The organism is Rhodococcus sp. NKCM2511, assembly GCF_014905595.1.
Taxonomy (GTDB): domain Bacteria; phylum Actinomycetota; class Actinomycetes; order Mycobacteriales; family Mycobacteriaceae; genus Rhodococcoides; species Rhodococcoides fascians.
Map to the genome: position 1 here is coordinate 1,063,313 of NZ_BNHJ02000001.1, position 13,917 is coordinate 1,077,229.

The window sequence follows — 13,917 nt, forward strand, 5'->3', positions numbered from 1 at the left end:
CTCCAAGGCCGCACATGTTCGACGAACGAAAGGTCGGCTTCCGTGTCCGTACCCCTGTCCATCCTCGATCTCGCACACGTGGGCGAGGGCGAAACAATCCGAGACAGTTTCGACGCCAGCGTGACGCTCGCCCAGCATGCCGAGAACTGGGGTTACCAGCGCATCTGGTACGCCGAACATCACAACATGAAGACGATCGCATCGTCGGCGACGTCGGTGTTGATCGGGCACGTGGCCGCACATACGAAGCGAATTCGACTCGGCTCCGGCGGGATCATGCTTCCCAACCACGCGCCGCTCACCATCGCCGAGCAATTCGGCACGTTGGCCACGTTGTTCCCGGACAGGATCGATCTCGGACTGGGCCGCGCCCCCGGCAGCGACCAGGTGACCATGCGCGCCATGCGCCGCGACCCCGCGTCCTCGGACCGATTCCCCCAGGACGTCCAGGAGCTGCAGGGGTACCTGTCTCACCAGTCCCTCGTCCCCGGGGTCAGTGCCACGCCGGGTGCCGGCACCGAGGTGCCGCTGTACATCCTCGGATCGTCTCTCTTCGGCGCACAGCTCGCGGCAGCCCTCGGCCTGCCGTATGCATTCGCGTCGCATTTCGCACCCGACGCACTCGAACAGGCCGTGGAGATCTATCGCCGCGACTTCCGTCCGTCGGCGCAGCTGTCCGAACCTCACCTCATCGTGGGCGTCAACGTGATCGCTGCGGACACCGTCGCCGAGGCTCAGGCCCAGTTCCTCCGCACCAAGAGAAGCCGCGTGAGCCTGCTGCTCGGACGGGGTCGCACCTTCACCGACGAGGAAGCCGACATGGTGCTGGAAGCACCCGCGGGGCAACAGATCTCGAAGATGACGAAGTACTCGGCCGTCGGGACACCCGACATGGTCAGGGAGTACCTCGACCGATTCGCCGAACGCACGGGAGCAGACGAGTTGATCGTCGCCTCGGGCGTCTCCGATCGTCGATCCTGGCTCAGATCGTTCGAGCTGCTGGCCCAGGTGAGCGAGCTGGTTCCTGCCTGACTGCTGAGAGCAGGTCTCGGCGGAGGCGACGAGCGGTCGAGTGTCGGCGTGATGTCGTAGGGTGTGGACGCACGATGCCCGGGGGGCGGGCATCGACAGTGCACTGCACGCATCCGGGGGGATATCCATGACACGCGCCGACAGCCGTCCCGCAACGACGAACACACCGTCCGACGCAGCCGAACCGACCATCGCATCGGACCCCGCCCGACGTGCCCAGGGGCTGCGTGCCGTCTTCGCCCAGGACGTGTGCCGGGTGACGGTGTCGGCGAGGTCGACCCAAGTGGATATGGCACTGCCCGTCGACGTTCCGGTGTCGCTGTTGATTCCGGGGATCGTCGACATGATCGCGTTACGAGCAGAACCTGCGGAAGGACCGGGTCCGGTCGGGAGCCGGACCGCGGACTCCGGATCCGACGGGTTGTCGGGGGCCTGGACGCTGTCCCGTATCGGACGTCCGCCATTACCGTCGACGTCAACACTGTCCGAACTGGGCGTACGTGACGGCGACCTGCTCGTGTTGGGTGTCGCCGAGAGTCCGGCACCGACTCCGTTGTTCGACGATATCATGGACGCCGTGGCCCGGGCCGGCAAGGACGACGTCGCTCAGTGGACCGCGCGTACTGCACGCACGGTCGGTTCGATCATCACGGGCTCGACGGTCCTGCTCGCCTGCGGAATCGTTCTGAGTGACCCGGTGCGAGCCGGTGCCGAGAACACGAGCAGCCCGGTCGAGGCAGTCGCCGCGGTCACGGCCGCGGTCCTGTTCGCCGTTGCGGGGATGATTCTCGGCCGGCTGTACGAGCAGGTGGCCGTCGCGGTGCTTTTCGGGGAATGCGCCTCGGCGCTGATGTTCACCGGTGGAACGCTGTTCGTACCCGGCCAGTTCGGGGCAGCTCACGTGATGTTGGGTTCGGCCATGGCAGGCTCGGTCGCGCTGTTGTCTCTGCGAATCGGCGGTGCCGGGCTCGCCGTGTTCACCGGGTCGATCGTGCTGGCAGTGTCGGCGTTCGCCGCGGCGGTCTGCGCGTTGTTCACCGTGATGACGCCGGCGGCCATCGGTACCGTCGCAGCACTGGTAGGTCTGACCGGAATCGCCGTGTCGGCCCGACTGTCGATGATGCAGGCGCGGCTTCCGTTGCCTCCGGTTCCCACCGCCGGTGCCCCACTGGACACCGCCCAGGAGGCAGAGCTCGATTCGATGTCGTTCGCAGATCTGCAGGTGGCAGCCACGCGCGCACGGAGCTACCTGACGGGATTGCTCACGGCGTTCACGATCGTGGTGGTGATGGGAGTACTCGCTGCGGCGGCGAGCGACACCGCGACCGGTTCCGGGTGGCCCGGCATCGCCCTCGCCGCACTGTGCGCGCTGGTGCTACTTCTGCGCGGACGCACGTATGCCGTTGTGACACATGCCGTCCCACTCGTCGGTGGTGGTGCGGTCGTCCTGTTCTCGCTCTCGCTCGGGGCAGTGATCACATTTCCGGACCGTGCACTCGAGTTGTTCGGCGCGGCGTTGGCCGCCGCCGTCGTCGCATCCGTGTTCGGAGCCCTGGTTCCGGCCCGCAACTATTCGCCGGTGATGCGGCGATCGGCCGAACTGGTGGAATACGCCGCGATCGCCCTCGTCATTCCGATCGCAGTATGGGTGTGCGGTCTGTACAGCGTCGTCCGCGGACTGTGACCACGCGCCGGCGTCGAGCGTGCGTCTTTGCCGCGCTCACCGTCCTGACCCTCACCTACGAAGCACTGATCGGACCGTCCTTCGCACACGCCGAACGCCCGCTCATCGATCCGGTGCAACTGCCACCGCCCAGCCCTCCCGCCCCTTTGGAACCGACCGAGCAGAAGAACGCGTGCGCCGTCCCCTCCGAAACGATCGACACCCAGGAAATTCCGACGGCGCAGCAAGCACTCGACTTCGCGTCCGTGTGGCCGATCACTCGCGGAGCCGGTCAACTGATTGCCGTCATCGATACGGGCGTCACGCCTCACCCACGTCTGCCGGGTCTGATTCCGGGGGGCGACTACGTCGGCACCGGCGACGGATTGCTCGACTGTGACGCGCACGGCACGATGGTGGCCGGTCTCATCGCCGCGCAGACGGCCTCGGGCAGCGGTTTCGCCGGCGGCGCTCCGGACGCCCGCATCCTGTCGATCCGCCAGTCCAGCAACGTGTTTCAAGTCGTGGACAACAGGACCGACCAGGAGAAGACGACCGAACCCGAGAACGCTGCCGGGTACGGCAACGTACGGACGATGGCCATGGCAATCCGGGCGGCGGCCGACGCAGACGCATCGGTCATCAACATCTCCGAAGTGGCGTGCGTCCCGGCCGGCGCAGGCGTCGCCGACGGCCCACTCGGTGCAGCAGTGCAGTACGCCGTTCGTGAGAGTGACGCCGTCGTCGTGGCTGCGGCAGGCAACTTCGGAAGCGGCGCGTGCAGGACACAGAACCCCATGCCCGACCCGGTCCGGCCCGAGGCGGACCCGTGGGAGGGGTTTGCGACCATCGCGACACCTGCTTGGTTCGACGACGTGTTGACCGTCGGTTCGGTCGAGTCGGACGGTTCGCCGTCGTCGTTCAGCCTGGCCGGACCATGGGTGGACGTGGCTGCTCCGGGCTCCAACATGACGTCGCTGTCGCCGGCGGGCAACGGCCTGGCCAACGGCATTCGGGGCACCGACGGCGTAGTACCGATGACCGGAACCAGTTTCGCCGCACCGCTCGTCGCTGCGACAGCGGCACTGGTGCGGGCGTACAGGCCCGATCTGTCCGCTCTTCAAGTGATCGACCGCATCGAGCGAACAGCTCATGCGCCGGCCGACGGATGGAATCCGTCGGTCGGCCACGGCGTCGTCGATCCACTCGCTGCGGTAACCGACGTCGTGACACCGACGCAGCGAACCGTCCCCGCAGATGCGGTCGCGATCGGTGCGCCGCTCCCACCGCTCGCCGTCGATCATCGGCCCCGCGATGCGGCGGTGGCCGGGTCGGTAGTGGTCGCGATGATTCTGGGCCTCGGAACGGCAGTCTCCATTCCCCTGCGCCGGCGACTGTGATCGGCTCGCCCACTCACCGGGACTACTTGGACGGAACCGCGGCTGCCTGCGGGTCCGCCGCGACCCCGTCGTGCATGGTCAGCGCCTGACCACGCCCCAGAGTCGGCCCGCTGCCCAGCAACTGCAGAATCTGCCACGGTGCAGGTGCCGGGAGTCCGAAGCCCAATGCCGACGCTGCATCCGCACCCTCGACTCCGTAGCGAACTCCCGTGTCGGCGACGAAGAAGACGCTGTCCTGACGGGTACTGGCCGTCGAGATACCGGTGCTTCGAACGAATCCGCCGCTACCCGGTGACAGATGGACCTGGTCGACCGCATCACCGCCGCCGTCCGCCTGAGCCAGTTCCACCGGTGAAGCGGTGGTATCGAGTGGCAACGCACGACCTGCGGATTCGACCAGCTGCGCAGTCGGCCCACCGTCGGCGACATCGAGTGGTGACCACGTCAGACACCCGACAGGCCTCTGGCCCGAGTCGACGATGTCGGGAGTCGTCGGTGGAAAGGTCGATACGTCGAGCCCGAACATCGTCTTGGGAGCGTCGGCCAGGACGTCGGGATTGACGGCCGCGATGTCGGGGCTACCCTGCGAGTCGGCGAACTTGACGAGTAGGGCCGCGGTTTCGCTGATGGCTTGGATGCCGTCTTCGAGCACGACGTAGTACCGAACGTCGCGGCCGGCAACCTTGACCACGGAGCCGATAGGCCGGTTGTCGAACGGGTAGGCGGGGATCTCACCCGCTCGCGCTATGAACGGAGCCGTCACCGCAGGCGACTGCGGTACCGCGTTGAGCAGACCGGCACTGACCGGCGTTGGCGTCGCATCCTCGAGGCCCAGCGCGCGAACGACAGCTCTGTCCGCCAGATCGACCGGCGACTTGGTGCCGTCGTGGACGAGATACGCCGCACCGCCCGAAGTCCACAGGAATGCCTCGGATGGGCCGAGCGCAGCCGCGTTCTCGCCGTAGCGGGGCTCCCCCACGATCACTGTCGTGGACGTGACGCCGGCGATCGGATCGACGGTGTCGCACACGGTCCACGACTCGGCCTCGCCGTCCGGGTCGTGCGGCAGCGCCGACGGGGCACCGGGAATTCCGACCAGCGCACCGCGAGGTCGCGACGCCAGTTCCGACTCCTTCACCGTCACAGGGTTGTCGGGCCTTCCCACGATCAACCGCGCCGAAGCCAGGTTCAGCACCGGATGGAACACGCCGTCGACGCTGACGAACATGGCGGCCGACTCCTTACCGACCACGATCGACGCGTCGCCGATCTTGTCATGAGGCCGAAACAGTGCCAGGGCAGCGCAGCCCGCCAGACCCACGCATGCGACGACGACACCCACCATGAGCGCGCGCGACTGCGACTTCATCGGGTCGTGCAGCATCCGCGCGTCGCGCCTGATGAGGGCGTGTTCCATTCGTCGGACGAGAAAGCGGTATCCGCCGACCTGCCATTTCGTCGTCGGAGTAGATGCCACGATTCCTCCCCAGGATTGTGCCGACCCGATCCCCCATCGGGTCACGCGACACAGTACAGTTCGTCCGCACCCATCGGCGACCGCGTCGGCGACGATCGATCGGGCTGCAACCTTCGGGGGGAGGGTATGTGATGACGCGTTCGAGGAGACGACGGCGCACGTCGGTCGTGTCGTTCGCCGTGCCATCTGTTCGAGGGTTGCTCGCGGCCGAAATAACTACTGTGACAACAACTCTCGCCCTACTCGCGGCCGACGTTCCCGTCGAGTGGACGCTCACCGCCGCAGCGACGGTGTCGCTCGTACCGTTCGTCGCCTTTCGGCGAACGTCGATCGCCGGCTGGCTGGTCGTCGCTCTGCGCTTCGGATCCGGCCGAGTCCCTGCCGTCGGGGTGACAACAGAACATGTCGACCCCGACGGCCGGCCCGTCGGTGTGCACTGGCAGCGCGATACCGTCACGTGCACCGTGGAGATCATTGCACCGGAACACGACACGACGGTGCTGGCGCGAACGCGAGCCGACACACGACACACGCTGCCCATCGAGGCGTTGACGTCGTGCTTTCGGCAACACGACGTCGAGGTTGCCGCAATCGACATCGTCGCGCTCGGGTTTCGAACCGCCGACGGTTCGGTGGCCACCGACGTGTACGAGGGCCTCATCGGCCCGTTGCCCGCCGTCGCGCAGCGGACGGTGTGGGTGTCCGTCACTCTGGACGTACGAGCCAACGCCCGGGCGATGGCAGCGAGGGGCACGGGCCGGACGGGGGCGGCCCGAACCGCGGTCGTTGCAGCCCTCCGCATTGCACGCGCCTTGGAGTCTCATGGACTGTCCACACGGCTGTCGACGGCCACAGAACTCCGAGCCGCGGCATTGCACCTGAGCCGGGGTGTCGACACCGACGACCTGACTCAGGTGTGGTCCTACGCTCCATTGCCCGGCGTCGCGAGTACGGGTTACGGAATCGATTGCAGCACAATCACTGTCGAGGATCTTTCGGCCTTGTGGGCGACACCGTCGCTGGGTACGACCATGTACGTTCACCTGCGCCCCACCGACGAGCCGAGCCGCGTCCGCGTTCGTGCGTCGTGCAGATTCGCTGCGCGAGAGGCAATCTCGAGGCCCGATGTTGCTTCACTGACCTCGATGGCCGGACGTCAACGAGACGGCATTCTCGCTCAATTGCCACTGGCTGTGGCAACACACTCGGCAGTGATGCCGGTCGGAACCCTCTCGACCTCCGCACTGCAGGCCTGGGCGTTCCCGGTGAGTGGTTGCGGCCAACTACTGGGATCGGATACGAACGGAAACGGTGTGGCAGTGCGGATCTTCGGGGCGAACCTGCCGCGGGTCAGCATCGTGGGCGAGCTCTACCTCGCCCAACAGCTTCTGTTCCGAGCCGTGGCGATCGGAGCGCGAGTTGTCGTCAGAACGGACAGACCGCACGCCTGGGGAGCCCTCCGCGACGCCATCGGGGAGCCCGAGCGGTTTCTGGTCGACAGCGACCACACACGGGTGCGGCCCTCGTACGACGTCGTCGTGGTCGACTTCGCAGACGGCTCCATCTCGCTCGATCACCAATCTGTCCCCGGCGTCACTGTGATCTCGCTGACCGAGCACGAACCGCCGCATGATCCGGCGGCACCCGGGCCGACCCGACAGAGATTCGCCGCGACACTGTCGATCGTTCAGCCGCGTGCGTCCGGTGACCGTATTCGGGTGCGTTCGGGTCCGATCGACATCGAACTGACGCTGGTCACCATTCCGCAGGAAACGGCGTTCATCGGTCGACCGAGAAGTCTTCGACCCGCCGTCCGAGTCTGACAGTGTCAGCCGGGGTACGGGACGCGCGCCCGCGCGCTCGACACTGCGCCGGCCCACCACTCGAGTTGGTCGAGCAATCGCCCCAAGGAGTCGACAGCAGCGGGATCGTCGACGCCACCGGCCTCGTCGAAACGCCGACGCACTCGATGGAGTGATACCGAATCCCGTACCGACACCATGTGTAGCTCTGCGGCGATGAGGCGCAGTTGCTCGGTCGCTCGCACACCACCCGCCAGACCGCCATAGGAAACGAATCCCACTGGCTTGGAACGCCATTCGTACTTCACCGTGTCGAGCGCGGTCTTCAGCGAGCCGGGCACAGCGTGGTTGTATTCGGGAGTGACGAGGACGAACGCGTCGGCCTCGCCCACGATGCGGGTGAAACGTTCGGAGCCCTCGCTCGACGTCAAGCTGTTCGGGAGATCGAAGTCAGCGAGATCGACATCCACAACCGTGAGAGAGTCGCGCGCCGACGCCACGCTGCGTACCCAGGCTGCGACGGTGGGGCCCGCCCGCCCCTCCCGAACACTGCCGGTGACCACCGCGAGACGTATCGGCTGCATCGTGTCGGCACCGGACCCGGCGCGATCGTCGCTCATCCTTCTCCTCCACAACATTCGTCGCCGACGATTGCCGGTCGAGTCTCCCGGGTGGCAGCATTGCGCGCGGCCAACATGTCGGCTGGTGGATAGTCGACCCGCACCAGGGCAAGTCCGTGGGCCGGGGCCACTGCCACCTCGCTCGCGCGTTCTCGACGACCGAGCAGGGAACGTGCCCAGTCGGGGGTTCGTCGTCCTTCACCGACGGCCTGCATCGCCCCGACCAGACTGCGCACCATCGACCAGCAGAACGCATCGGCGCTGACGTACGCGGTCAATCGATCCCCCTCGCGTTCCCAGTCGAAGCGCTGCAGTTCTCGCACTGTCGTGGCACCGTCTCGCCTCTTGCAGAACGCTGCGAAATCGTGCAGTCCGATCAGTGCCTGCGACGCCTCGCGTACCGCGTCCAGATCGATCGGCCGAGGCCAGGACACGACACCGGCGACATCCAGAGGATCGACGCCGTAGAGCGCTGTGCCGAATCGGTACTCGTAGTGACGGCGATATGCCGAGAACCGAGCGTCGAAGTCGGGCGAGACCTTCGTGATCGCACGAACCCGGACGTCGGAGGGAAGAAAGCGCGCCATTCTTCGAATCAACCGGTCGTGCTCGTCCGGCACACCCACCGCGTCGAAATGTGCAACCTGACCGGTCGCGTGCACTCCGGCGTCGGTTCGACCGGCCACCGTCAGCTCGACCGGTTGACGGAGCACAGTGGAGAAAGCCTCCTCGAGCACGCCACACACGGTTCGGATACCGGGTTGCCGAGCCCAGCCGGAGAAGTTCGTGCCGTCGTACGAGATGTCGAGCCGATATCTGGTGGGGACCGACAAAGCGGGCCCGCCATCTCCTGAGGAAATGGCGGGCCCGCTTCGGTCGTGCTCGGAGCTCACAAGGACTAGTCCTTCTTCGCATCCTCGGCCTCGGGGGCGTCCGACGCGTGAGCGTCGTTGTCCTCGATGCCTTCGATGACTGCGTCGGCGTTGGCCACCTCGGCGTCGGTCGCGTCGGCTTCGACAGCCTCGACGACGTTGTCGTCTGCCGTGTCCTCGGCCGGAGCCTCGGTTGCGGCGGGAGCAGCCTGCGAAGCCTTCACGCGGCGAGCGCGATCGGCTTCGTTGGACACCGTCTGCTCGTTGACGAGCTCGATGATGGCCATCGGCGAGTTGTCACCCTTACGGGGGACGGTCTTGATGATGCGCGTGTAGCCACCGTCGCGATCGGCGAAGAAAGGCCCGATCTCGGCGAAGAGCTTGTGCACGACATCTTTGTTGTTGATCGTCTTGAGAACCTCACGACGATGGGCCAGATCACCCTTCTTGGCATGGGTGACGAGCTTCTCGGCGTGGGGACGAAGGCGCTTGGCCTTCGACTCGGTGGTGGTGATGCGGCCGTGCTCGAAGAGTGACGTCGCCAGGTTGGCCAGGATGGCCTTCTGGTGTGACGCCGACCCGCCGAGACGGCGGCCCTTGGTGGGCTTGGGCATGATGAATCTCCTAGTAAGAGCTCCAGCGAGCTGATTACAGCTGTTCTGTCTCGGCGTAGTCCTGCTCGGCGCCTTCGGTATCGCCGAAGGAGCCTGCGTCGGTGTCACTCCACGTGCCCGTGGTGGCGTCGTAGCCAGGCACGGTGCTCGGATCGAACGACGCGGGGCTGTCCTTGAGGGAAAGGCCGAGCGAGTGCAGCTTGACCTTCACCTCGTCGATGGACTTCTGCCCGAAGTTACGGATGTCGAGCAGATCGGACTCGGTACGACCAACCAGCTCACCGACGGTGTGAACACCTTCGCGCTTGAGGCAGTTGTAGGAACGAACCGTCAGGTCCAGATCCTCGATGGGGAGTCCGAAGGATGCGATGTGATCGGCCTCGGCGGGCGAGGGTCCTATCTCGATGCCTTCTGCTTCGACGTTCAGCTCACGGGCGAGGCCGAAGAGCTCAACCAGGGTCTTGCCCGCCGAAGCGAGCGCGTCCCGCGCGGTGATGGAATTCTTGGTCTCCACGTCGAGAACGAGCCGATCGAAGTCGGTGCGCTGTTCGACGCGGGTGGCCTCCACCTTGTAGGTGACCTTGAGCACGGGCGAGTAGATCGAGTCGACCGGAATACGGCCGATCTCGGCACCCGATGCCTTGTTCTGAACGGCGGGGACGTAGCCGCGACCGCGCTCGACGACGAGCTCGATCTCCAACTTGCCCTTGTCGTTCAGGGTCGCGATGTGCAGATCCGGGTTGTTCACCGTGACGCCGGCCGGAGGCACGATGTCGCCTGCGGTGACAGCGCCGGGGCCCTGCTTGCGGACGTACATGGTGACCGGTTCGTCTTCTTCGGAGCTCACCACGAGTCCCTTGAGGTTCAGGATGATGTCGGTGACATCTTCCTTGACTCCGGGAACGGTGGTGAATTCGTGGAGGACGCCGTCGATACGGATGCTGGTGACAGCAGCGCCGGGGATCGACGACAGCAGGGTGCGGCGGAGCGAGTTGCCGAGTGTGTAACCGAAGCCGGGCTCGAGCGGCTCGATGACGAATTTCGAGCGGTTGTCGGCGATGACCTCTTCGGTCAGCGTCGGGCGCTGTGAAATGAGCATTCTGTGTTCCTCCTGTACGGGCGTCCGCTATTTGACGCCCACGTGTGGAGGCGAAGACGCATGTGAGCCTCGCGGGGAGACTCACATGCGTGCTGCGCCTTACTTCGAGTAGTACTCGACGATGAGCTGCTCCTGGAGCGGCACATCGATCTGTGCGCGCTCCGGCACCCGGTGAACCAGGATGCGAAGACGGTTGGGGACGACCTGCAGCCACGGAGCCACCGGACGATCGCCGTAGCTCTCACGAGCGATCTGGATCGGCAGGGTCTGCGCGGACTTCTCGCGGACATCGATGATGTCGTACTGCGAGACGCGGTAGCTGGGGATGTCCACTCGCTTGTTGTTCACGAGGAAGTGGCCATGGGTGACCAGCTGGCGTGCCTGACGACGCGTACGTGCGAGACCCGCACGGTAGACGACGTTGTCGAGGCGAGTCTCGAGGATGGTCAGCAGGTTCTCACCGGTCTTGCCGGCGGCCCTGTTGGCTTCCTTGTAGTACAGACGGAACTGCTTCTCCATGACGCCGTAGGTGAAGCGAGCCTTCTGCTTCTCCTGCAGCTGGAGCAGGTACTCGCTCTCCTTGATCCGCGCACGGCCGTGCTGGCCGGGCGGGTAGGGACGACGCTCGAACGCCTGGTCGCCTCCGACGAGGTCGACGCGCAGACGACGCGACTTGCGGGTGATAGGACCGGTATAACGTGCCATTTTCTAAACCTTTCCTTCCCGCTAGACCCGACGCCGCTTGGGCGGACGGCAGCCGTTGTGCGGCTGAGGGGTGACATCGGAGATGGTGCCGACCTCGAGGCCTGCGGCCTGAAGTGAGCGGATCGCGGTCTCACGGCCGGAGCCGGGACCCTTGACGAACACGTCGACCTTCTTGACGCCGTGCTCCTGAGCCTTGCGCGCAGCGTTCTCGGCTGCGAGCTGTGCGGCGAACGGAGTCGACTTGCGCGAGCCCTTGAAGCCCACATGTCCCGAGGACGCCCACGAGATGACGTTTCCGGCGGGGTCGGTGATCGACACGATCGTGTTGTTGAACGTGCTCTTGATGTGCGCAGATCCGTGCGGGACGTTCTTCTTGTCCCTGCGACGCGTCTTCTGCGCCTTCTTCGGACCGGTACCGCGTGCTTTGGGGGGCATTACTTCGCCTTCTTCTTGCCGGCAATGGTGCGCTTGGGTCCCTTACGGGTACGCGCATTGGTCTTGGTGCGCTGTCCACGGACGGGCAGACCACGACGGTGGCGAAGACCCTGGTAGCAGCCGATTTCGATCTTGCGTCGGATGTCGGCCTGCACCTCGCGGCGCAGATCGCCCTCGACCTTGAGGGACTCGTTGATGTAATCGCTGAGCTTGCGCAGATCGTCGTCGCCGAGATCCTTGCTGCGCAGGTCGGGGCTGACGCCCGTTGCTGCGAGAATTTCCTTGGAGCGGGTACGGCCGACGCCGTAGATGTAAGTCAGTGCGATCTCCATGCGCTTTTCGCGCGGCAGATCCACACCTGCGAGACGTGCCATGTGGCATTTCCTTTTCTTGTCCGGAGGTCTGCTCCCAGTCCGTCCCCTGCGTCCTTCTCACCGCTGGGGTGGGAAGCGTCTTTCAACAAACTCAGTGGGGCCCCGGCCTCCGTGCCGGGGGTCTGCCGCAACGCGTGTGTTGCGGTTGGTGCTGGGAGGTCATCTTCTAGCTGTTGCCAAGCCGACGTGCGTGATGCTCGGTGGTTATCCCTGACGCTGCTTGTGACGCAGGTTGTCGCAGATCACCATGACGCGTCCGTTACGACGAATCACCTTGCACTTCTCGCAGATCTTCTTGACGCTCGGCTGAACCTTCACGTCGTTGATCTCCTGTGTGTAGCTCGGACGCGCTGCGAGCAGCGGACCGAGCATGGTTCTCCCCGACCGGACATGGCCGAGGAAGCTCTTACTTGTAGCGGTAAACGATGCGTCCACGCGTGAGGTCGTAGGGCGAAAGCTCTACCACGACGCGATCCTCGGGAAGGATGCGGATGTAGTGCTGACGCATCTTTCCGCTGATGTGGGCGAGTACCTTGTGGCCGTTTTCGAGCTCAATGCGAAACATCGCATTGGGCAGCGGTTCGACAACTCGGCCCTCTACCTCGATAGCACCGTCTTTCTTGGCCATATCCTCCGCGATCCTGGCTCTCACACCTGGTTGATTGCATCTGTTTCCGTTACCGTGATGCCCACTGACCGACTCCTCGGAACCGAGTCGGAGTATCGCCGGACGGCCGCACAGCCCTCGAGGCATGCGGACATCCGGTACGCAGGGCGCACCGTCGATCTATGTTACCGGCAAAGACACATCTGGCCAAATGCGCGCGAAGCGGGCACGAAGCGCGTCGGATGGCGACGTTAGATTAACTGAGCTAACCTTTCGTCCGCCCGCCATCGTTCAGCCACCGAGCCCGCAAGGTGCCCTCTTGAGTTCCAACCCGTCCGGCCCAGCCGTCTCCGTGATCATTCCCGTACACAACGCCAGAGATGTGCTCGACGAGCAACTACGCGCGCTCGCCCACCAGGACTACGACGGCCCGTTCGAGGTCGTCGTCAGCGACAACGGCTCGACCGACGGAGTGCGCGAGTTCGTGCAGGACCACGCACTACGGGCCCGCTTGAATCTGAAGTACGTCGATTCGTCCGGCACCCCGGGCGCGTCGCATGCCCGCAATCGCGGTGCGGAAGCAGCCGAGGGCCCACTGCTGGCCTTCTGCGATGCCGACGACGTCGTACACCCGACATGGCTGCGGCGCATCACCGCCGAATTGAACAGCTACGACCTCGTGGGAACCGGCCTGAGCACCGAGGCGCTGAACTCCGAAGCGACGCGCGCCGCAGTTCCCTTCGCCCCACCTTCGAATCAGGGCAAGTCGCCCTTTCGCCCGTTCGTCATCGGGGCGAGTATGGCGTGCCGCGCGTCGACCTACCGAGATCTCGGCGGGATGTTCGAATTCGTTCATGCCAGCGAGGACATGGAATTCTCCTGGCGCGCACAGCAATCGGGTGCCCGCCTGCACTTCATAGCCGAGCCGCTGGTCGAATATCGTCTGCGTACCGGCTACCGGGACAATTGGAAACAGGCGGGGGCACTCGGATACGGATCGGCCCACGTCCGCGGAATGTATCGGGCTGCCGGATGCCCGCCGTTCCGAATCCGCACAATTTCCGTAGCGCTCCTCGCGCTCGCGGTACGAAACCCATTGCTGCCGACCGCACTGACTCGGATGCCGACTCGCCTCTGGCTGCGCCTGACGGCAGCCCACCTCGGACTCATCCGAGGGGGCCGCCGGTACTCGTCACTCACCTGGTGAGCGTTGACCT

The 13,917-nt window shown here is 65.3% G+C and carries 15 protein-coding genes; 5 read left to right on the forward strand and 10 right to left on the reverse strand.

The features are described 5' to 3' along the window. The first annotated feature begins 42 nt into the window (after nt 1-42). From JLZ96_RS04805 to mycP, 3 genes are all read left to right on the forward strand, one after another. The gene (locus JLZ96_RS04805) at nt 43-1,032 is read left to right on the forward strand and encodes an LLM class flavin-dependent oxidoreductase (protein ID WP_032388205.1); all 990 of its coding nucleotides are present in this window, start codon (nt 43-45) and stop codon (nt 1,030-1,032) included. 127 nt (nt 1,033-1,159) lie between these two features. Beyond that, on the forward strand, nt 1,160-2,716 hold the full coding sequence (eccD, locus tag JLZ96_RS04810) for a type VII secretion integral membrane protein EccD (protein WP_201009579.1): 1,557 nt from the start codon (nt 1,160-1,162) through the stop codon (nt 2,714-2,716). After that, the gene (mycP, locus tag JLZ96_RS04815) at nt 2,677-4,095 is read left to right on the forward strand and encodes a type VII secretion-associated serine protease mycosin (protein ID WP_201009580.1); all 1,419 of its coding nucleotides are present in this window, start codon (nt 2,677-2,679) and stop codon (nt 4,093-4,095) included. The genes eccD and mycP overlap by 40 nt, the downstream gene beginning before the upstream one ends. Before the next feature lie 22 nt (nt 4,096-4,117). Here mycP and eccB read toward each other — a convergent pair whose 3' ends face one another. Continuing rightward, nucleotides 4,118-5,572, reverse strand: a complete 1,455-nt coding sequence (gene eccB / locus JLZ96_RS04820; protein ID WP_201009581.1) for a type VII secretion protein EccB — start codon at nt 5,570-5,572, stop codon at nt 4,118-4,120. 221 nt (nt 5,573-5,793) lie between these two features. Between eccB and eccE the strand changes: the two genes are divergently transcribed. Next, nucleotides 5,794-7,395: a type VII secretion protein EccE gene (gene eccE, locus JLZ96_RS04825; protein WP_201009582.1), complete on the forward strand. Its 1,602-nt coding sequence runs from the start codon at nt 5,794-5,796 to the stop codon at nt 7,393-7,395. Nucleotides 7,396-7,400: 5 nt separating this feature from the next. Here the strand turns inward: eccE and JLZ96_RS04830 are convergent, their stop codons facing one another. From JLZ96_RS04830 to infA, 9 genes are all read right to left on the reverse strand, one after another. Continuing rightward, nucleotides 7,401-7,994, reverse strand: coding sequence for an NADPH-dependent FMN reductase (locus tag JLZ96_RS04830; protein ID WP_236253833.1), 594 nt, complete (start codon nt 7,992-7,994; stop codon nt 7,401-7,403). Beyond that, nucleotides 7,991-8,887, reverse strand: a complete 897-nt coding sequence (gene truA / locus JLZ96_RS04835) for a tRNA pseudouridine(38-40) synthase TruA (protein ID WP_032365628.1) — start codon at nt 8,885-8,887, stop codon at nt 7,991-7,993. Before truA ends, JLZ96_RS04830 begins: the two co-directional genes overlap by 4 nt. A 5-nt stretch (nt 8,888-8,892) precedes the next feature. Next, the gene (gene rplQ, locus JLZ96_RS04840; protein WP_201009583.1) at nt 8,893-9,480 is read right to left on the reverse strand and encodes a 50S ribosomal protein L17; all 588 of its coding nucleotides are present in this window, start codon (nt 9,478-9,480) and stop codon (nt 8,893-8,895) included. A gap of 34 nt (nt 9,481-9,514) precedes the next feature. Continuing rightward, complete coding sequence (locus JLZ96_RS04845) at nt 9,515-10,579, reverse strand: DNA-directed RNA polymerase subunit alpha (protein ID WP_027496332.1); 1,065 nt, start codon at nt 10,577-10,579, stop codon at nt 9,515-9,517. 99 nt (nt 10,580-10,678) lie between these two features. Then, entirely contained in the window at nt 10,679-11,284 is a 606-nt protein-coding gene (gene rpsD / locus JLZ96_RS04850) for a 30S ribosomal protein S4 (RefSeq protein ID WP_008718223.1), read from the reverse strand. Between the two features lie 21 nt (nt 11,285-11,305). Next, a complete protein-coding gene (rpsK, locus tag JLZ96_RS04855) occupies nt 11,306-11,719 on the reverse strand; it encodes a 30S ribosomal protein S11 (protein WP_027496331.1) in 414 nt (137 codons plus the stop codon). Continuing rightward, nucleotides 11,719-12,093 carry a 30S ribosomal protein S13 gene (rpsM, locus tag JLZ96_RS04860; protein ID WP_027496330.1) on the reverse strand — a complete coding sequence of 125 codons (375 nt, stop codon included), beginning with the start codon at nt 12,091-12,093 and terminating at the stop codon, nt 11,719-11,721. Before rpsM ends, rpsK begins: the two co-directional genes overlap by 1 nt. 204 nt (nt 12,094-12,297) lie before the next feature. After that, a complete protein-coding gene (gene rpmJ / locus JLZ96_RS04865) occupies nt 12,298-12,411 on the reverse strand; it encodes a 50S ribosomal protein L36 (protein WP_025347279.1) in 114 nt (37 codons plus the stop codon). 88 nt (nt 12,412-12,499) lie between these two features. Next, nucleotides 12,500-12,721 carry a translation initiation factor IF-1 gene (gene infA / locus JLZ96_RS04870; RefSeq protein WP_005140011.1) on the reverse strand — a complete coding sequence of 74 codons (222 nt, stop codon included), beginning with the start codon at nt 12,719-12,721 and terminating at the stop codon, nt 12,500-12,502. Between the two features lie 298 nt (nt 12,722-13,019). On the opposite strand from infA, the gene JLZ96_RS04875 reads away from it, so the two are divergent. Beyond that, on the forward strand, nt 13,020-13,907 hold the full coding sequence (locus JLZ96_RS04875) for a glycosyltransferase family 2 protein (RefSeq protein WP_032373892.1): 888 nt from the start codon (nt 13,020-13,022) through the stop codon (nt 13,905-13,907). Nucleotides 13,908-13,917: the final 10 nt, after the last annotated feature.